We start from the raw sequence: 20,581 nt of genomic DNA on the forward strand, positions 1-20,581 counted from the left end.
TCCCCCATGTCCTAATGTGTTGTTACGCGTGCTTCACATATGTCTGAACAATGTCCTGCCATTCGGTAGACACTCTAACGATATCTTCCTCAATCAGCTGGCTGCCGATCTGTACTTCAATGATCTCCAGTTCCGTAACGGCTCTGACGGAATGAAGCATACTCCGGTCAATGATCACCGTATCTCCTTGCCCGATCATTCGGCTCTTCCCATCCAGAATCAATTCCCCTGTTCCCGATACAACCGTCCATACCTCATTGCGAAGCAAATGGTATTGATAACTCAGATTTTTCCCGGCACTGATGCAGATTCGTTTGGTGAGAACCTCGCCGCCAGCTTCGTTTCTTGTATAATCCAGAACCCGGTAGCAACCCCACCTGCGCTCCTCATACATGGGGCGTTGATCCTCATTCTTCAAGATTTCCTTGATCCGTGGGCTGGCTTCTTTGTCACTGACCAGAATGCCATCCGGACTCACGGCGACCACCACATCTGACAAGCCCAATATGGCAACCGGAATGTTCAATTCATTGACCAAGTGGGTATTCAGGGAATCTCCCGTAATCCACCCTTTTCCTACTACCGAGCTTCCCATCTCTTCCGTGAGTGTGTTCCACGTGCCTAGATCTTTCCAGAAGCCGTTATACGGAATAGCGATAATCTGATTCGCCTTCTCGACAACCTGGTAATCAAAACTGATCTTGTTCAATCTTCCGTATTGCTTCAGCATTTCGTCATACTGGATCGGCAGTTCCATCTCAATGAGTAGATTAATCAAATAACCAAGTTTAAAAGCAAAAACCCCGCAATTCCATAATGCGGCCTGCTCAATCATGAGGACCGCATCGGATTCGCAGGGTTTCTCCTGGAACTTCGCTACATTCACGTATTCATTGTTATTTTCACTGGAAGATAGGGATTGCGGAATGATGTATCCGTACTTCTCTGACGGGTATGTCGGCACAACTCCCATCAAGGCCAGATCAGCACCAGACTTATCAAGCATCTCCGGTAAGGTTGCCAGCACTTCGAAGAATTCTTTTTCAACAAAGGGATCTACAGGCAACACTGCAATCGTCTCATTCAGACTCACACTCTCTACGGAATACAGATAAGAGGCTGCCAGCGCAATCGCTGGAAACGTATCTCTGCGCTCAGGCTCCACAACCAGTCTCACATCGTCTCCCAGCTGAGAAGTCAGAATCTCAACCTGTGGCAAACTGGTCGCAATAAGCGCCTCTGATGCAAGTCCGGCATGATTCAGCTGTCGCCATACCCGCTGTACCATGGATTCCGGATTCCCCTCAGGCCCATGGAGTACTTTAAGAAATTGCTTGGATCTGGAATCGTTGGATAACGGCCAGAGACGCTTGCCAGAACCGCCGGATAACAGAATACTTCTCATAGCGCTGCACCATCCGACAGCACAACCGTACTCGCTCCCTTGCTGGTCTCGGTTGGCTTGTTATATGTGCTGGTCTGATTGGATTCCAGTCTGCCTGCCGGATTGCTCTTGGTCCAAGCTGCATAATAATTTGAGTTCTTGCCGTATGAATTATCCAGCAGGATGTTCGGTTGATCCAGGAGACAGGCCAGAATATGTCCATGCAGACGGGATGTCGTGATGGTCTGGTATTGATTGAATTCCTTAATGGCCGTATGTACCATCCGATCAGAGTATTTGTACCACAACCAGCGGGCAAAAGAGCTGCCTTTCCCTGACTTCAACCGGGATGTAATCATGCGAATGATCTTCCGGTCTACCCGGTTGTACAATGTCTCCCAGTCTTTAAACGTGGCCTTGGGTCCACTGACGGATTCGTAATGCACCTGATTCTGAGTCTTCTCAATGTCTTTACGGAAGAAATACAACATCTCTGCCGTAGGCTTGCTCTTGGACTTCAAAGGCCACAACTGATGCGCCATATCGGGAGATAGATACACATTGGTTTGTTGAAATTCTTTACTGGCTATCTCATAAGATAAGGTGTCCCGAACAAAAAAGTGTACATCCTTATGACGATTGAATACTTGGGCTGTCTTCTTCAATTCAATATCACTCTTGTAAAACATCGTCTGTGGCAGAATGACAATCCGGTGATTCGGATGTTGTGCAATCATGCGTTCTCTCAATTTCTGATGGGCAGGGTACAGATCACCAAAGTTACCTCCCCCGTGCAACACGATCGTTATACCTTCCGGTACCTTGAGGGACAAAGGGCAATCCAGAATGCTGTATCTGGCACGTACATGAATATCATTGTCTCGGAAGAAAGCCTCAGTACCTTTCATAATCAACAAGTCACCACCATTGCTATGCACCGGGTAATCCAAATAATAGATTTCGGTACGCGGTGGAATGACCTTCAAAATCTGACGTAAATGTCCCTTCAACTCTTCCATTGGATGAATATTGTTAGTGCCCAGCATCTCCATCTCCTCCTTGGGTGACTCTTCTTCTTTTTTTGTTTAACCGTTCATAGAGAAACGGTATATCTTCCTTGTCATAGAACATGGCGGCAAACTTCACCTTAAATACAATCTTCATCGCAGCCACAGTAACCACCATTCGTACAATGGACCCGATCAATAAGGCAATTGCAATGCCGTTGAGCCCCCACAGCGGGGTGAATACAAAGAACAAAGCCACCGTCACCGAGAGTGCAATGAGCTGTCTGATCATCACAAGCCCTGGCCGACCAAGTGCATTAAATGCGGATGCCAGAATCCAGGAGCCACCACCAATGATGCATTCCACAGCCAAAATATAAAATGCGACACTCGCTTCCAGGAATTCGGAGCCAAACAGAAGACCCATCAGGTAGTTCCCCACAAACATGGTAGGTATAACAATGATCATCATGACCATGAGCGAGATGCGGAAGGCTCTACCGACTGTTCGAATAATCTGCTCTTGAGGCAATCCGGTCACTTTTGGGAAAACAACATTGCTAATCGCCGTCTGAACCGCATTGTAGATTCGGGATAACGCAAATACGACGGAATACAGTCCAAAATCACGCGGGGTGAGCAACGCCAAAATAATGATTTTATCAAACTGGGTATACAGCGTTCCTAACAATTCAACACCATACACCTTGCTGCCATAACCAAAAAGCTTCTTGGCTGAACTCTGGTCCACCCGATCCTTGAACCATCTCAGTCTCAATTCATTACGGTTAGCATAGATAGCCCACGCTACCACGGAGAAGCTGGTTACAAAATAGATCGCAGCCGCGAGCTGAATGCTCAGCATGCCCAGGCCCCATAACACAAAAAGCCCGCCTACATTAAACAGGGGGATCATTAACCGGATACCATTATATACAGCGAATTTCTCCCGACTCTGCGAGAGTGCTGATATGAGATTGATGACAATAAGTACCGGAACGGTAGCAATCGTATACCATCTGGATATCTGCACGACCTCTGGCGGAAAGCTGGAGAGCCAGAAAGGTAATCCAAACCAGGCCACAACACCAATGATGATGCACACCGGAACTTGAAAAAGAAAGCTTAACCGAACATACTGTGCACTCTTCTCGGTTGCGCTCTGTTTGATGTTATAAATAATAGAAGTTGGTAGTCCAAATCCGACCAATCCGGTTAAGAGCGCTGGCCAGAACAGGATGGCCGAGAATGCACCCTTTCCCTCTACGCCGAACATGCGTGACGTCAAAATGGAAGACAACATCGTCAGTGTCATGACCAGCAGATTGGTTCCACTTGTCTGGAATATGGCACTCATTAAGCCGTTTCCTCTGAATACTTTGCGAAGTGCAACTTGCGCCATAGCGATCCTCATCCCTTACTGTTTTGACGAAGCGACCCAACAATCATGCCGTTTCGGTAACATACTTTGGCAAGCTGACGTGTGAACCGATCTGCATTATAAATGTAGATCAGAGAGGTTGTGATCCCCTGGGCAAGCTTGATGCCATGTTTGGCCGTACGCACAACACCACGATCCTGATCCCGAATGGCATCACTCACACCCTGCCAATAGATTCGGCGCAGAAACCAGTTCTTTGTCGTTCGCTCTTTGGCTACTTTATGTTGTACCGCGCCGTACGGCGTGTAATATACCTTGAACTTTGTCCGTATTCTTGCAATCAATTCACTCTCTTCACTGGAGAGAAGGTTGTTCCCCACTCTTCCAAGATCTTCACGGAAGGGAGCCAGTTGATCAAAGACGGATAAACGAAAAGCCACATTTGCACCAAATGGAATATAAGGACTTTTCATTTCAGTGACTTCATCTGCAAAATCCAGAATGGTGAACAGCGACCTGTTCTCCGGTGGAATCCACATCGGCTCAGGTACTTCCCAGATCGGGTCAATCTTGCCACCGACACAACCGATATTTTCATTCATCTCAAACACGCTAACGATCTGGTGAATCCAGTCCCTGCAAGCAAAGGCATCATCGTCAAGAAACAGGATATATTCGCCGCGCGCCTCGTGAATGGCCCGATTGCGGGCTACAGACAAGCCTTGCTTTTCTTCCAACACATAACGGATCGAATGGTTCTCATGCTGCAAGATGGTTTGAAGTACAATTTCCCGTGTGTTGTCTTTCGAATTGTTATCAATGAGTATGATCTCATAGTCGCTGCTTGCATAATTCTGTTGTATTGCACTTCGTATGGCCTCTACCGCATCATGTGCACGGTTATACGTACAGATCGCGACGGTTACCTTCATCATTTCATCCCCATATTTTTCAATTAGGTCCACCCGTTCATCTGCACTAACTGGAGTACAGGGTAAGTGTCCTTTGGGCAATCACTGGCCAATCCAGCCGCTCCAACGCTTTGACAAAACCACTGCCTTCCTGAAACTCCGATTGTTTTAATCGGATCATATTCATTGCCTTGAGCAATCCATCCGGATCCGAAGGTTCATAGAGTACCGCACAATCTTCCGGCAGGTATTCCTCCAACAAGCCAATCCGTGGTGCCACCACCGGTTTACAGAAGGTCAATGCCAGAATCGCACTGCCAGAAGTTGCAATCTGTTTATAAGGAAGGATGATCGAATCGACTGCATCAAAATAGTCCGAATATTCATCATCTTCAATGAAATGAAAATGGGTATGAATATGTCCACTCTTGAGAAATTCATCTCCAAGGTCATAATCCTTCACCTTTTTACCGGCAATCAACAGATGGGCTTGTTCGGAATCCAGATCCTTGAATGCCTCCAGCAAATCATCCACGCCCTTATACGGCGACACCTGACCGAAGAACGCATACACATAACTATCCTCCGGGATGCCAAACCGGGAGCGGATATTCACGCCTTTACCCTGATACACTCCCTTGTAATGTCCATGCGGTATAACCTCGATCCGGCTGGAGTCAATCCCAAACGTCGAACAGATCTCAGAGATCAAGGGTTTACCCATGACAATCAGCTTGGAGCAATTTTGGACCAGTATTTTTCTCATCCAATAATCAAACCGCGTCTTGCCGCTGTTGTGAGGCCAGATGTTATGCACCGTCCAGAACAATTTGGCCCCACGCAAGCGTGCAAAACAAATCATCAATACATACAGAATGGACTTGATCACTGTTGTCAGCAGTGAAGAACCTCTGTAATAGAAGCTGGGCCAATGAAAATGCAGCACATCATTTTTTTTCAGTTTGAGTAGATCTCTTTTGGTAAACTGTTTCACTTCCCATCCTTTGTTCTCAATGGAATCGGATAACAGCTCATTGAATTTATTGTTCTCAATCATCTTGGGCAGCATATACACCGTCGGATTTTCCATCCAGGCACCTCTTACTTTAGTTTCATTCGCACAGGTTCCTCTGTATACGTTCCAACTGCGCGCCTTGCATGAAATCTCATTAGAAATCCTTGCAGCATAATTTTGGTATTACGCTTGAGCAGTACCCAATCTTTCCACCAGGGATACAGCGACAGTGCTTTTTTCAAATAAACGTTATTGCGAAGCGTATTTCTCGACCATTCCAGCATTCGATAATGGTGTAACTGACGGCGCTTCTGTTCCTTGGACATGTCATTGTAGTATTTCAAAATAATCTTGCGTTGGCCCTTGTACTTGGCCGTTGTAGAGGTTGAAATTCGTGGTCCACTGTGGATGTTGATATCCACCAGCGGTTCTTTCACATTCACGGCGATGTAGCCTCGTTTCAATATGCGCAGATAAAAGTCATAATCCTGAGCGGATGTCAGATTTTCATCGAATCGAACTTCACGGGCCAGTGAGGTAAGTACCATGATTTTGGACGTTTCCCCGATCCAGTTGAATGTAAGCAGATCCTCATACCGAATAACATCGCGAGGTTCCACCGACAATTTCCGTTTGACCACCTGATGCTGCTCATTCGTGTATGCGAGATACTTGCTGCAAAAGGTGAATGATTCCTGTGTACGCTCCAGCACTTCCGCCTGGTTTTTTATTTTGTCAGGCATCCATTCATCATCATCATCCAGGAAGGCAATGTACTTGCCATTGGCTTGGGATATCCCTACATTCCGTGCATGGTTGGCTCCTTTGGGATATGGAACCCGGATGTACCGAATCCGTGAATCTTCCCGGGTCCACGCCTGACAGATTTCTGGCGTCTGATCTTCTGAACCATCATCCACAATGAAAATCTCCAGATACGGATGTGTTTGCTCCCGTACACTTCTCAACGCATTTTTCAATAACTCGGCCCGGTTATGGGTCGTAATGATGCAAGATACCAAGGGGTTCATTTCATCACCTTTTCCTGTTCACTAGGATACCTTCACTTGAAGTGCATCATATATTCCTGACAATCTGCCCACGAGAAGATTCATATCGAACTTATCCGATATAATCGCTCTGTTATGTGAACCCATTCTTGCTCTAACCTCTTCATCCATGATGAGATATTCCAGCGCTGATGTCAGCCCGTGCACATCTCCCGGCTCGATTAACAGCCCATTATGACCGGATGTAATCACTTCGGGGATGCCTCCGACGGTGGTCGATATAATGGGCAAGCCACAATTCATTGCTTCAAGTATGGCCATAGGTAATCCCTCATGATAAGAAGGCAGGACCAGTAGATCCGCTTCCCGCATCAGCTTTTCCTTTTGCTCTCCGTTAATCCAGCCGAGTACATTGACACGATCCTCTATTCCATACTGCTGCACGATTGCTTTGACTTCTTCGACTTCACCATCCCCTGCCAGATTAAAGGTGGCAGTAACGCCCAGCGCCTTCAATTGCTGAATGGACTGAAGCAGATCGTAGACTCCTTTTCGCTCACCCAGTCTGCCCATGAAGAGAGCATTAACGGCTGCCTGTTGTTCTCTCGCAAACGGTTCTTTGACAAAGACCCCGTTATAAAGAACCTCAATCGCTGTCTCCGGCACAATCGTAGCAAAGTATTCTTTCCACGTCTGGGACAAGACAATCAACTTGTCTGCCTGATTCAGAATGTAGTGACAATACTTGCGCTGCAGAGCAAATTGATTGTAGAAATCATCAAAGCTGGCCGCATGAATATGCAGAATGACTGACTTTCGAAACAACTTTCGTGCCGTTAGCAGAAATAGAGACTTCCGATAAAAGCTCCCGTTATTCGCCATATGAATATGCACGATATCCGGCTTAAACGTGTACAGCTTCATCCAGAATTGAATGAATCCCCGTATAAAAATAAGCAGTCGTGAGAACACGCTGCCCGTGATATACGTTTCGACCCGCTGCATGGCGTACATTTCCGAGATGGAGGAATCCTCAATGTTTTTGATGACACTCACAATTCCGCCCATATCCTTCAAGGATGATCCAACAACCAATACTTTTGGTTTCATGATAGACTCCTTTTTTCATCGTTAATCTTCAGACCACTTACAGACTATTCACGTAATTTTTAATGGATGAGATCAGATCAGACTGTTTTCTTATATAGGGCTGGAACGTCAGCTCCTCTATGCAAGGAATTAGCTTTTGCAAATCAGCCTGACTCTCCGCGACGGCCACATAGCCGTTATCCTGAAAAACCTTGGAGATCTCAAGCTGATGGTCATCCACATGCTCGCCCCATTCTTTCCGGCGTGGAATGACGATCACCGGCTTGCCACGTTCGAGCGAATTCGTAATGGAGCCAACACCCGCATGAGAGATAATGCATCTGCTGCGCTCCACATATTCATTCATCTCTTCCTGCGTGAGGAAAGGAATCACAGTGAAATTTCGCGGCTTATACTCGGTATATCCGGATTGGGCAACAACCTCTTCTTCAATTATTCCTGCCTCAATCGCCTCATCAATAAGCTCAAACATCCGATTGAAGGGAAAACGCTGGGTTCCAACGATAGCAAATATCAAAATAAAGCCCCCCTGTACTTCGCATTGGGATAGCTATCCTGCAACGTTTCCCATTGGATGAAGAACTCATCCGAGATTTTGTACATCAATCTCCCGGTTGCGCTGGAGGAATAGATTTTGGCATAACTTTCGATATAAATCAGCTTGGCACCGAAGATTTTACCGATGAGGCAAAAAGGGTAGGTAGCTCCCGCCCCTGTTGTAATGATCACCTTTGGACGCTCACGCAGATATAGAAAGAACGACTTGATAATATTAGCCACAAAGATTAGCAAGAACATCGCATTTTTACGCTCTTGCTGCATTAAGAAGTATACTTTGCCCTGAGACGATTCTACTTTTCTGCTTTTATTCTTCTCGGTAATCAGGAAATAATCATGTTCTTCAACCGCAGGAATAATTTTGGTTAATTCATCAAAATGACCGCCTGTAGAACTGATCAAACAGACCTTCATGTTCTAATCTCCTTTGAAAAGGATACGTCCTTGGCTCTCTGTATCTGTATATCCACTTCTGCTTCAGCCACTGACTTGGAATGAACTCTATTTCCCGTAGCATATAACGCGTTCAGGAAGATACAGAATGGAGCAATCAGATGAACCGTGGACAGGGTATTGTCAAAAAAGGAATAGGTCAGGAAACCGATAATCATTCCGGCAAAATACAACCGGTTCATGCCGCTCAACCGGAAGTACACGGCCCGGAACACCAGCAGCAGCGCTAGAAACAACAGGATGGCTCCAACTAAACCTCCATCGTAATAAAAACGAATGTATTCATTATGCGGAACAACGAATCCAGAAAAGATACTTCCATCATTCGCTACGAGAGTTGAGCCGAGTCCACGTCCAAATATCGGATACTCATTTGCTTTGCCAATAAAATAATTCCAGGCTACATCCCTTCCCGACAAGCCTTTGCTCTCTGACCTCATCTCATAATTGTCCCACTGCGCTATCACCATATAGGCCACAGCGACAACAAACAGAATGAGAGGAATAATGGCACTGACTCTGCCTTTGATGAAGGCTTTCAGTTGATCAAAAAGATAGACCAGTATAATCGGAATAAGCGCAATAAGCGGCCCCCTTGTTCCCGTCTGGACCAGAATAACCAGATGTGTCAAGGTAAGCATGTAATACAGAACAACCTGATGGCCTTGCTTGATCTGAATCAGACAGACACAAATGGAGATAAAACACAACATGGCCAGATGCGCGGCGATGTTAGCTCCTTGTAACCGGGTTACACCCGACATCTCCAGGTTAGTAATGGACAATATGCCGGCGAGTTGCAGAATATAACCACCAGCCAGACTGAACAGCGGCAACCATGCGAGTACACGTATAATTCGTTGACTGATCTCTCTTGAAAAATGGGGCATCAGCAACAAAAAAGGAACAATGACTCCCAGAAAGGCCTTAAATGGATCGAGCGGACTAACCTTGCTGGGCAGATCAGATAGAAAATAACTTTCCACAAATAAAAACCCAATCGCCAGTGCAGGATAGATCAGATCTTTGCGAATACCAAAGCGTAAAAAAAGAGAGACCACAAAACCCAGAATCGCCAGCTTGTAGAAGGACAGCGAATCCAGTCCTGCCAGATGAATGCTAAATATTTTATCAATGGACAATGAAAAACTTACGATGAGAATCATAAAAATCCAGCTGGGCTGTTTAATATAAACGCCCAGCAGAATCACAGCTATGAGTGCAACAACCGAGACTAGCGGAAGATAGATTGCTGCGAAGACAATTACCAGCGAAAAAAGAATGATATTAAACGACTTCATATTTAATGCAGCAAGTATACCGGTCTTTTGCATATCTGCTATGCCACCTCAAAGCCAGAATCGTGTTTCAAAACGCATCCTTCGAACCTACCAGCACCTTGAACGTTCTGAAGATAATTTTGATATCCACCATCATGCTGCGCTCACGGGCATACGTCAGATCCAGCTCCACCATTTCCTCAAAACCAACACTATTTCGACCGCTGACTTGCCATAATCCCGTACATCCCGGGATCATCTGAAGGCGTTGTCTGTCATAGGAAGTGTAGTTCTTCACTTCTCTGGGCAGAGCCGGTCTGGGTCCAACGAGACTCATCTCTCCTCTGAATACGTTCCACAACTGAGGCAGTTCATCCAGGCTGGTTTTCCGAATGAACTTGCCAATCCGGGTAATGCGGGGATCATTTTTCATTTTGAACATATTTCCATTCACTTCATTCTGATCAATCAATTGTTCCAGCAGATCTTCTGCATTCGCAACCATGGACCTGAATTTGTACATATGAAACTCTTTTCCATTCTGTCCCACCCGTACCTGACGAAAAAAAACAGACCCCTGCGGGGCCTCGATTTTGATCAGTAATCCGATGACCGCAAACAAGGGGCACAAAATGATCAAACCTATGAAAGAACCCAGCAAATCGAGCATTCTTTTCATAAATAGATACACTTTATCCGCATTTTGTCCTGACATCGTTGATGCATTGTACCCCAGACTTGGGTCCATAACAATCTCCGCTTCCTTCGATTGGGGAGATGGACTCATTCAAACTCCCCCCCGGCTGCATGTTCTACCGACTCTTTTTCCAGAATCTGTTGCAGAGCTTGCAGCATTGGAATTCTAAGTTCCTGTTTTTGCAGAGCGAAATCGATGGTTGTCAAAATGAATCCCAGTTTCTCGCCCACGTCATAACGTACTCCCTCGAAATCGTAAGCATACACTCCTTGTGTCTCATTTAAGCGCTGAATCGCATCTGTTAATTGAATCTCTCCCCCTTGACCAATCTCTTGTTGCTCCAGATGATCAAAAATCTCTGGACTCAGTACGTATCTCCCCATAATCGCCAGGTTGGAAGGCGCTGTGCCTTGGGCAGGTTTCTCTACGAACCTGAGAACCTCTGTCAAACGGCCATCCGATTGAAGCGGGTCTACAATGCCGTATCTGTCTGTTTGTTCAGCAAGTACGGTCTGTACGCCAACAATGGAATGTTGAACCTGATCATATTGATCAATCAATTGTTTGGTGCATGGCACTTCCGATACGACGATGTCATCTCCGAGCAACACGGCAAAAGGTTCGTCACCGATAAAGTTACGTGCACACCAGACAGCATGACCAAGTCCTTTGGCCTCTTTTTGTCTTATGTAGTGGATATCCACGTTAGAAGATTTGCGGACCTCTTCAAGCAAGCCCAGTTTCCCTTTTTCCAGCAAGTTGTGCTCCAGTTCAAAAGCGTTGTCGAAATGATCTTCAATTGCCCGCTTCCCTTTACCGGTTACAATGATGATGTCTTCAATTCCAGAGGCAATGGCTTCCTCAACGATATACTGTATAGTTGGTTTGTCCACAATAGGGAGCATTTCTTTGGGCATCGCTTTTGTGGCTGGCAAAAATCGTGTACCTAGTCCAGCTGCAGGAATGATTGCTTTTCTCACTTTTTTCATAAATACCACCCTATCCTCTTTTTTTTTTTAGTTTGATAAAAGTTGAACCAGGGCATCTAACCCGTCCTCACGTCATACCTTCGACGATTAACGTCTAAGGTTCATTGAACCCACAGCATGACCGAGTGCCTACAGTGATAAAGGTGCAGTAGACATTACCTGTTTACTTGGGAGCATTGGATGGAAGATTTACTTCTCTCCGTAACCCACCGGAACTGCAACGTTTTTGATATTGTTCAGGATTGCGCCCAGGATTCGAGCATTCACATGCTCCAGAGCAGCCTTGGTCTTCTTCACCAGTTCCTTCTTGACCTTGCCCGAGTTCACGACCAACAGCACACCATCACACAGCGAACTCACAATGAGTGCATCCGTTACAGCGAGCACCGGCGGTGTATCAAACATGATGACATCATATTGATCCTCTAACTTCTCAATCAGCCTTTTCATCCGGTTGGAACCGATCATCTCGGAAGGGTTCGGCGGAATTGGGCCAGAAGTGAATAATTGGAGATTGTCGATGTAGCTCTCTCTAAGCACGTCTTCCACACTGTACTGATTAGACAGCACACTACTCAGACCGATATGATTGGGTACGGAAAACACCTGGTGCAAGGAAGGATTGCGCAGATCCGCATCGATCAGCAGAACTTTTTTGCCTTCCTGGGCATAGGTTACCGCCAGGTTGCTAATGGTTGTGGTCTTGCCTTCGCCGGATTCAGCGGAAGCCACCATGATTTTTTTGATATGACTGTCGATTGAGGAGAACTGGATGTTCGTCCGTAATTTACGGTATCCCTCCGAGATTTGAGATTTGGAGTTAAAATAGGTCACCAGACTGTTATTTTCATTGGTTTGCCGCGACATATTTGCCATCCCCCACTTTCTGTTGAGACACGTAATTTTTCGTATTTTTCAGATCATCTTTTTTCATTTTGGATATCACGGTAAGCACAGGCAGGCCCAGCTCTTTTTCAAGTTCAGTTTCGGATTTGAATGTGTCATCCAGATAATCCAGCAAGAATACAAGTGCAATCGCGAGCACAAGACCTGCGAACAGACTGACAATGATGCTTAATGTGGTTTTCATATTGATTGGAGATGCGTTACTATCCACTTTTGCTTCACTGAGGATAGCCACATTATCGATTTTCATAATTAGGGGGATTTGAGATTGGAACACGTTGGAGATGGCATTGACCGTTTTGGCGGCTTTTTCGTAGGTAGTCCCTTGTACAGTTATGCTCATCACTTGGGATTCGCTGGCTGTAGAGACGGAGGTGCTATTCATGAGTTGAGCAGAGGTTAAGCCTAAGTCCGGATACGTAGTAGCGACTTTATCCATAATGGCCGAAGATTTAATAATTTCTCTGTATGAGTTAATGAGTTTGATATTGGTTTGAATCATGCTAAAGTCCATCATCGCCTGGCCTTGAACGTTAGAGGTCTGGTTCACGATCAGTTTGGAACTTGCCTCATAGATGGGCTGGGTGAAGAAAATGCTTTTGACCCCTGCACCCACACCGGCTATCAAAGCAATTGCAACAATCAACCACAGTTTCTTTTGTAAGAGTCGAAAATATCCTTTCAGTTCCACTTTCATTCCTCCTATACGTTGTGATCTATCCTATGTAACTACCAGATGGACAGTAGCCATTTGCGAGGTTTCCAGCGTTCAGTGACCAGACACGAATTCGATAGAATGTGCGACGCATTCTCTGCCAGCCGCTTAACGGCTTCAGCTCCAAAACGACGCTCGATGGCCCGCTCTCCTTCACTTATGGCAAATGTCCTTTTGCACGTATCATGTGCATCTGATGAAATGAAATGAAACCCGTTTTCTTTACAAAAATGAAAACACCACTGCCGAACTTTCCGTCCGAAAAGCCCAGTGAAAGATTGAGCTGTGAGCTGACATAGTCCGCCCTGACTCAAGTAATCAGCCAACAACCTTGGCTTCTTCAAAATGACACGATTGCGTTCCGGATGAGCAATAATAGGGGTAATTCCCGCTATTCGTAATTCATGCAGTATCCTGGGGAACTGTGAGGGAATATGACCAAAGGGCAGTTCCAGCAACATGTAACGACTTCCGGCGAGTGTGCAGCACTTTCCTGCATATAAGTCTCCAATCAGGTTATCATGCACCCTGATCTCCTGTCCGGGACGGATCTCCAAGCGAATGTTACGTTTGCGAAGTTCTGCATGAAGCAGGTTCACGGCCTGATTGACCACCATCGGTTCATTGTTGTATTGCCCGTTCAGGTGATGCGGAGTAGCAATAATGGAGGTAATTCCTGAGGCTGCCGCCTTCTCAGCCATCGCAACGGACTGCTCCATTCGAACAGGACCATCATCTAGGCCGGATAATATGTGGCAGTGCATTTCAACCATATCCAAACTTCCTGAAATAGTATGAGCCCCCTCGCCCCTTTATTCATTGCGCAAATGCTTTTGGTGTTAAAGAACTAATGCATAACGCTATGAAATATAGTAAAATGGCGTTAAGTACATGTTTTGTTCAGAAAATGTTAAGAATCGACTTGGAATTATATGGTGAAATCAATGTAATGATAGGGTTTCTGCAGAGCCTTCTGCTCTGTTGCCTTTTCATACTGAAAACGGGAAACCGCGGGAAACTGAACTTCAGTAAGCATTGTGTTTAACTGTCCAGTTATATATAGTTTCTGTTCGTGCTGAATATGCAAGTTTGAATGATACATTGTGAGCTCTCCGAAGGGCTGTTTCCATTGCAACCTTGCGTGAAGTCTTACACATACATGATGATCTTCAACATCCAAACCAATGAGCATTTCTGATGATACTGGCAAGTTCAGGTCGCTCAGGAAGGTGATTGCTTGAGTGTCCATTCCAAGTAACAGAACAGGGCGTCTTTTGCGGTCTACCATTTTCCCATGAAACTCCTGAATGTACATATGGACATTTAATTTCATATCAGCCCATTCCTGAATTATTGAATACATGGTTTCATTCCTTTAGAATGGATTAGCCTACATGGACTGCCTCTACTTCCTTCTCACAGGTATATGGTCCAGGCAACAAGGAGATACTTAAAATATTCCAAATGATACATTTTGTAACTCCATACGTCCAATTTACGATACAATACGTATCATGTCAAGCGGTATTTGGACATGGTTCTTTTGATTTACGACAATTTGAGATGTCCTTAGACAGACCTATTTACAAATGGAAATGGGTTAAAGGAAACACATGAGGAGTTACTCTTTTGCAGGAAAGCTGCCCTGATCAAACACTTGGCTCAGGATTGTTTCAATATATATTTGATGTCGTTCAGGGGGAAATAGCTTATGAGCTACGGAAATCGCATTGCTGAATTACGGGAACAGCGGGGACTTACTCAAGAAGAACTTGCGAGCTCCATTCATATCACCAGAGCTGCTCTCTCCCACTACGAGAAGAACCGTCGTAAACCGGATTTCGAAGTGTTAACGAGACTTGCTGACATCTTTGAGGTGTCTATTGATTATCTTATAGGACGTACGAAGCAAAGCGATGTCGTGATGGATGAAGACGTACGTGAATTCGTTGATACCTTGGAGTTATCGGATAAGGAAGTGTTGGAACGCTTCGATCTGATGATTGATGGGAAGTCCTTAACAGAAGAAGAGGCACGTCGTTTTATTGCGTTTGTCCGAATGGAACGCAGTATGGACTAAACCCGAAAAGAGGACCCAGTTCCCGAGAGATAACCTCTCTGGCTTCTGGGCTTTTTTTGTGTCTTAATTCCCTTTCATTCCATGCTTGTCTATTGTGTCAAGGACGCTTGTTGTTGACGGAGGATACGAAATGGGTCCAACGCTCCGGGTCGATTCCGCATTGCAGTAAAACTTTCATGATGTCCATCTGGGTTGCTTCGACTGGTTTACCTGTCGGCCTACGATCGTCCCTGTTTGGATGCTTCATATTCATTCCGCTAACCTCTCTTATCTTTATACTTTCCCTGCCCTCCAAAACTAGCCTTATTATACTTGAGAACGTTCTTCGATGTTGTCGTCTCATGGCGATAACGTTTTTTGAAGGGGTTCTAATTTTGTCGAAAGCAAAATAGGAGCAATATGGTGCCGGAATGGCAACCACATTGCTCCTATTATTCTTAATACAACCTGTTCATGCACTTATACCTTTGAACAAGGAAGTTATTAACCTCCAGTACGTGCAAGTTCACGCATATTCGCTTCAAATGCTGCAAGCAGCGCTGCTTCTCCCGTCAAACCTGTTGCCTGAACCCGTTCGATCTGTTCTGTCATACGTTTGAAGTCCTTCGGAATAACCCGAACGAACTGATTCAGCGCATCTTGCCAGTTATCCAGAACGCGCTGACCGACAGCACTTCCTGTATTGGCAACATGACGTTGAATCATGCCTCGCAGATCTGCACTTTCGGCCACATCTTCGATACGCTCCAAAAGAACCATTTCCAGATTACAACGTTTCAGGAATGTGCCTTCCGGATCATACACATAGGCAATACCTCCGGACATCCCTGCTGCAAAGTTACGACCTGTATCGCCCAGTACAACGACACGTCCACCTGTCATATACTCACAACCATGGTCGCCTACACCTTCAACGATGACTTTGGCGCCCGAGTTACGTACAGCAAATCGCTCACCCGCAATACCACGGATATACGCTTCGCCGCTTGTTGCTCCGTAGAGAGCCGTGTTACCGATAATGATGTTATCTTCCGCCTCAAACGTTGCTTTCGGAGAAGGCATCACGATCAGTTTACCTCCGGACAGTCCTTTACCTACGTAGTCATTGGAATCCCCTTCAACGGTCAAGGTCATACCTTTAGGTACAAAGGCCCCAAAGCTTTGTCCGGCAGAGCCGACAAATTTGAATTTAACCGTATCTTCAGGCAATCCTGCGAGTCCATATTTGCGTGTGATCTCACTACCCAAAATGGTACCTACTGCACGGTTAACGTTTGTAATTGGAAGCACCGCTTCAACCGGTTGACCGGATTCAATAGCAGACTGTGCCAGTGGCAGCAATTGTTGCATATCCAGCGTTTCTTCCAATTGGTGATTCTGATGCTGTGTGCGGTAACGTGCAGAGCCTTCCGGCATTTCAGGCACGTGCAGCAATACAGACAGATCCACACCTTTTTTCTTCCAGTGATCTACGGCTTCTACCGTTTCGAGGCAATCTGTACGTCCGACCATCTCCTGAATAGTACGGAAACCAAGATCAGCCATGATCTCACGCACATCTTCAGCAACAAATCGCATGAAGTTAACCACATGAGCTGGATCACCCATATAATTTTTACGCAATTCCGGATTCTGTGTCGCTACACCAACCGGACAGGTATCCATCTGACAGACACGCATCATGATACAGCCAAGTGCAACGAGCGGTGCCGTAGAGAATCCATACTCTTCTGCTCCAAGCAAGGCAGCAATCGCCAGGTCACGGCCGTTAAGCATTTTGCCGTCTGTTTCGAGGACAACACGGTCACGCAGATTGTTCAGCATCAGCGTTTGATGTGTCTCTGCAAGACCTAGTTCCCAAGGCATACCTGCGTGGCGAATCGAACCTTGCGGTGATGCACCTGTACCACCGTCATAACCGCTGACGAGGATAATATCGGCACGGCCTTTGGCTACACCAGCTGCGATGGTACCCACGCCAACTTCCGATACCAGCTTCACGTTAATCTCAGCACGCGGATTGGCATTTTTCAAGTCATAGATCAACTCTGCCAGATCTTCGATTGAGTAGATATCGTGATGCGGTGGTGGCGAGATCAGACCTACACCCGGTGTAGATCCACGAACTTCAGCAACCCAAGGATACACTTTACGTCCTGGCAGCTGTCCGCCTTCACCTGGTTTAGCTCCCTGAGCCATTTTGATCTGAATCTCGTCGGCATTAACCAAATAGTTGGATGTAACACCAAAACGTCCAGATGCTACCTGTTTAATCGCACTGCGACGGGAATCCCCGTTGCTATCTTTAATGAAGCGAGCCGGATCTTCTCCACCTTCACCGGTATTGGATTTACCTCCAACACGGTTCATAGCGATGGCAAGATCTTCATGTGCCTCTTTACTGATCGAACCAAAGGACATTGCACCTGTTTTGAAACGACGCATGATATCTTCTACGGATTCAACTTCTTCGAGTGGAATGGAAGCTCCAACCGGTTTCAGCTTCAGCATGGAGCGAATGGTCAACAATTGATCATTCTCACCTTGTACAAGTTTGGAATATTTTTTATACAGCTTGTAATCCCCAGTGCGTACCGCATGTTGCAGGGTATGAATGGTTTGCGGATTGAACAGATGCTCTTCTCCGTCGTTACGCCATTGATAATCCCCACCGGAATCCAATACTTTATCGTTACCGTCTTTTTCAGTAAAGGCACGGTTATGATGTGTCAGCGCTTCGGCTGCCACTTCTTCCAGCCCAATTCCACCGATACGGGAAGGTGTCCAGGTAAAGTAACGGTCAACGAAGTCTGATTTCAGACCTACCGCTTCAAAGATTTGAGCTCCACGATACGATTGAATCGTAGAAATCCCCATTTTGGACAACACTTTAGTAACGCCTTTGGTAGCTGCTTTAATGTAGTTTTTCACTGCTTTCTCATGCGAGATACCACGCAGCAACCCTTGCTGAATCATGTCATCCAGCGTTTCAAAAGCCAGATAAGGGTTCACTGCACTTACACCGTAACCCAGCAGCAACGCGTAATGGTGAATATCACGCGGCTCTGCCGATTCGAGCATAATGCTGACTTTTGTTCTGGTTCCCTGGCGAATCAGATGGTGATGCAGACCTGCTACAGCAAGCAACGCAGGAATGGCAGCATTCTCTGCGTCCACACCGCGGTCAGACAGGATCAGAATGTTATGACCTTTGTCGATGACACGATCTGCAGCTTCGAAGAGCAAATCCATCGCTTTGCGAAGTCCTTCTGCTCCTTCCGCAGCGGTGAAGAAGATTGGAATCGTCATGGAGCGGAAGCCTGGGCGACGCACATGGCGAATCTTCGCAAAGTCTTCATTAGACAATACCGGTGTATCCAGACGGATCTGGCGACAACTCTCCGGTTCAGGGTTCAGCAAGTTGCGCTCAGGACCAATGGTTGTTGCCGTAGACGTTACAATCTCTTCACGGATTGCATCGATCGGCGGGTTGGTTACCTGGGCGAACATCTGTTTAAAGTAGTTGTACAGACGCTGCGGACGATCCGACAGCACAGCCAGCGGTGCATCATAACCCATCGAACCCGTAGCTTCCATACCTGTTGTTGCCATGGGCTCCAGGATTTTACGCAGTTCTTCAAATGTATAACCATATGCCAGCTGAAGCTGGGTCACGTTATCATGTTTTGGATCAGGAAGTTCCGGTGCTTCCGGCAACTCGCTCAGATCCATCAAATGCTCATCAAGCCAATCCTGATAAGGATTCTCGGCTGCGATGATTGCTTTTACTTCCTCATCCGCGATGATGCGGCCTTCTTGTGTATCCACAAGCAACATCCGACCTGGGCGCAGACGATCTTTGTACAGGATCTCTTCCGGCGCGATATCAAGTACCCCAACTTCGGAGGACAGGATAATACGGTCATCCTTGGTTACATAATAACGAGCTGGACGCAAACCGTTACGGTCAAGTGTTGCACCAATTTGCAAACCATCTGTAAAGGCCATTGCTGCTGGTCCATCCCAAGGCTCCATCATTGTGCTGTGATATTCATAAAATGCTTTTTTGGCAGGATCCATGCCCTCATCTGTGCTCCAAGGTTCAGGAACCATCATCATGGCCACGTGTGGCAGGGAACGGCCGCTCAGATACAGGAACTCCAGCGTGTTATCGAACATCGCTGTATCCGAACCGTCTGGATTGATGACCGGTTTTACTTTCGCGATGTCGTCACCGAACAACTCGCTCTCGAACAAGGACTGTCTAGCATGCATCCAGTTCACGTTACCACGCATCGTGTTGATCTCACCGTTGTGGATCATGAAGCGATACGGGTGGGCACGTTCCCAGCTTGGGAAGGTGTTTGTACTGAAACGGGAATGCACAAGTGCAATAGCCGATTCAACAAGGTCTTGCTGCAGATCCAGATAGAACTCTCCTACCTGTTCCGTTGTCAGCATGCCTTTATATACAATTTTGCGACAAGACAAGCTTGGAAGGTAGAATGAACCGCCTTCTGCTTCATCTGCCGAATAACGAATAGCCAGCTCAGCGCGTCTGCGAATAACATACAGCTTACGCTCGAATCCAAGCTCATCCTTCACATCTGCGGATCTTCCAATGAACACCTGACGTACATAAGGTTTCGCTGCAAGCGCAGAACGGCCAAGCATTTCATCAAAAGTAGGAACATCCCGGAAACCCAGGAACGTCTGTCCTTCTTCTTCAATAATCTTCTTAAGGCTCTCTTCATGTGCACTACGAATGGCAGGGTCTTGGGAAAGGAACAACATCCCTACGCCATAGAAACCCTGTTCTGGCAATGCAAAACCAAGACGTTCTGCTTCCTGTGCAAAATAGCGATGTGGAATCTGAATCAGGATACCTGCTCCGTCGCCGGAATTCGGTTCACTTCCCTGTCCTCCACGGTGCTCCATGTTACTGAGCATGGTCAGTGCCTGACTAACGATATCGTGTGAAGGTACTCCTTTGATGTTGGCAACAAAACCCATTCCGCATGCGTCTTTTTCGAACTGCGGGTCATACAGACCCTGTTTTGGAGGTAATCCGATGTGTCTCATGGA

At 46.3% G+C, this 20,581-nt stretch carries 19 protein-coding genes; 1 reads left to right on the forward strand and 18 read right to left on the reverse strand.

Features of this window, described 5'->3' with window-relative positions; all coding sequences use genetic code 11:
- Positions 1-22: 22 nt before the first annotated feature.
- From NSQ38_RS29390 to NSQ38_RS29465, 16 genes are all read right to left on the reverse strand, one after another.
- Positions 23-1,405 (reverse strand): sugar phosphate nucleotidyltransferase, encoded by a 1,383-nt coding sequence (locus NSQ38_RS29390; RefSeq protein ID WP_339785670.1) that lies wholly within the window; start codon positions 1,403-1,405, stop codon positions 23-25.
- On the reverse strand, positions 1,402-2,430 hold the full coding sequence (locus tag NSQ38_RS29395) for a polysaccharide pyruvyl transferase family protein (RefSeq protein ID WP_338591965.1): 1,029 nt from the start codon (positions 2,428-2,430) through the stop codon (positions 1,402-1,404). The genes NSQ38_RS29390 and NSQ38_RS29395 overlap by 4 nt, the downstream gene beginning before the upstream one ends.
- Positions 2,417-3,793, reverse strand: coding sequence for an oligosaccharide flippase family protein (locus NSQ38_RS29400; protein ID WP_338591963.1), 1,377 nt, complete (start codon positions 3,791-3,793; stop codon positions 2,417-2,419). The genes NSQ38_RS29395 and NSQ38_RS29400 overlap by 14 nt, the downstream gene beginning before the upstream one ends.
- Positions 3,794-3,801: 8 nt before the next feature.
- Positions 3,802-4,707 carry a glycosyltransferase gene (locus tag NSQ38_RS29405; RefSeq protein WP_339785673.1) on the reverse strand — a complete coding sequence of 302 codons (906 nt, stop codon included), beginning with the start codon at positions 4,705-4,707 and terminating at the stop codon, positions 3,802-3,804.
- 43 nt (positions 4,708-4,750) lie between these two features.
- The gene (locus NSQ38_RS29410) at positions 4,751-5,773 is read right to left on the reverse strand and encodes a glycosyltransferase (protein ID WP_339785676.1); all 1,023 of its coding nucleotides are present in this window, start codon (positions 5,771-5,773) and stop codon (positions 4,751-4,753) included.
- Between the two features lie 11 nt (positions 5,774-5,784).
- Positions 5,785-6,729 (reverse strand): glycosyltransferase family 2 protein, encoded by a 945-nt coding sequence (locus NSQ38_RS29415; RefSeq protein WP_338591954.1) that lies wholly within the window; start codon positions 6,727-6,729, stop codon positions 5,785-5,787.
- A gap of 21 nt (positions 6,730-6,750) precedes the next feature.
- Positions 6,751-7,818 carry a glycosyltransferase family 4 protein gene (locus NSQ38_RS29420; protein WP_338591952.1) on the reverse strand — a complete coding sequence of 356 codons (1,068 nt, stop codon included), beginning with the start codon at positions 7,816-7,818 and terminating at the stop codon, positions 6,751-6,753.
- A 37-nt stretch (positions 7,819-7,855) separates the two neighbouring features.
- Entirely contained in the window at positions 7,856-8,335 is a 480-nt protein-coding gene (pssE, locus tag NSQ38_RS29425) for a PssE/Cps14G family polysaccharide biosynthesis glycosyltransferase (protein WP_339785677.1), read from the reverse strand.
- Positions 8,332-8,790, reverse strand: coding sequence for a PssD/Cps14F family polysaccharide biosynthesis glycosyltransferase (gene pssD / locus NSQ38_RS29430; RefSeq protein ID WP_036668906.1), 459 nt, complete (start codon positions 8,788-8,790; stop codon positions 8,332-8,334). Before pssD ends, pssE begins: the two co-directional genes overlap by 4 nt.
- Entirely contained in the window at positions 8,787-10,163 is a 1,377-nt protein-coding gene (locus NSQ38_RS29435) for an O-antigen ligase family protein (RefSeq protein WP_339785679.1), read from the reverse strand. The genes pssD and NSQ38_RS29435 overlap by 4 nt, the downstream gene beginning before the upstream one ends.
- A 34-nt stretch (positions 10,164-10,197) precedes the next feature.
- Positions 10,198-10,857: a sugar transferase gene (locus NSQ38_RS29440; RefSeq protein ID WP_047844154.1), complete on the reverse strand. Its 660-nt coding sequence runs from the start codon at positions 10,855-10,857 to the stop codon at positions 10,198-10,200.
- Between the two features lie 35 nt (positions 10,858-10,892).
- Positions 10,893-11,795 (reverse strand): UTP--glucose-1-phosphate uridylyltransferase GalU, encoded by a 903-nt coding sequence (gene galU, locus NSQ38_RS29445; protein WP_339785681.1) that lies wholly within the window; start codon positions 11,793-11,795, stop codon positions 10,893-10,895.
- Between the two features lie 189 nt (positions 11,796-11,984).
- Positions 11,985-12,662: a CpsD/CapB family tyrosine-protein kinase gene (locus NSQ38_RS29450; protein WP_221819114.1), complete on the reverse strand. Its 678-nt coding sequence runs from the start codon at positions 12,660-12,662 to the stop codon at positions 11,985-11,987.
- Positions 12,643-13,392 (reverse strand): Wzz/FepE/Etk N-terminal domain-containing protein, encoded by a 750-nt coding sequence (locus tag NSQ38_RS29455; RefSeq protein ID WP_017690124.1) that lies wholly within the window; start codon positions 13,390-13,392, stop codon positions 12,643-12,645. The genes NSQ38_RS29450 and NSQ38_RS29455 overlap by 20 nt, the downstream gene beginning before the upstream one ends.
- Before the next feature lie 38 nt (positions 13,393-13,430).
- Positions 13,431-14,189 carry a CpsB/CapC family capsule biosynthesis tyrosine phosphatase gene (locus NSQ38_RS29460; protein ID WP_105597655.1) on the reverse strand — a complete coding sequence of 253 codons (759 nt, stop codon included), beginning with the start codon at positions 14,187-14,189 and terminating at the stop codon, positions 13,431-13,433.
- Between the two features lie 155 nt (positions 14,190-14,344).
- Entirely contained in the window at positions 14,345-14,749 is a 405-nt protein-coding gene (locus tag NSQ38_RS29465) for a hypothetical protein (RefSeq protein WP_339785683.1), read from the reverse strand.
- 378 nt (positions 14,750-15,127) lie between these two features.
- Between NSQ38_RS29465 and NSQ38_RS29470 the strand changes: the two genes are divergently transcribed.
- Positions 15,128-15,496 (forward strand): helix-turn-helix transcriptional regulator, encoded by a 369-nt coding sequence (locus NSQ38_RS29470; protein WP_017690127.1) that lies wholly within the window; start codon positions 15,128-15,130, stop codon positions 15,494-15,496.
- A gap of 97 nt (positions 15,497-15,593) precedes the next feature.
- Here NSQ38_RS29470 and NSQ38_RS29475 read toward each other — a convergent pair whose 3' ends face one another.
- Positions 15,594-15,749: a hypothetical protein gene (locus tag NSQ38_RS29475; protein ID WP_221819112.1), complete on the reverse strand. Its 156-nt coding sequence runs from the start codon at positions 15,747-15,749 to the stop codon at positions 15,594-15,596.
- Positions 15,750-15,979: 230 nt separating this feature from the next.
- Positions 15,980-20,578 carry a glutamate synthase large subunit gene (gene gltB, locus NSQ38_RS29480; protein ID WP_339785685.1) on the reverse strand — a complete coding sequence of 1,533 codons (4,599 nt, stop codon included), beginning with the start codon at positions 20,576-20,578 and terminating at the stop codon, positions 15,980-15,982.
- Positions 20,579-20,581 lie beyond the last annotated feature (3 nt).

This window comes from Paenibacillus sp. FSL R7-0313, assembly GCF_037969885.1.
GTDB lineage: Bacteria > Bacillota > Bacilli > Paenibacillales > Paenibacillaceae > Paenibacillus.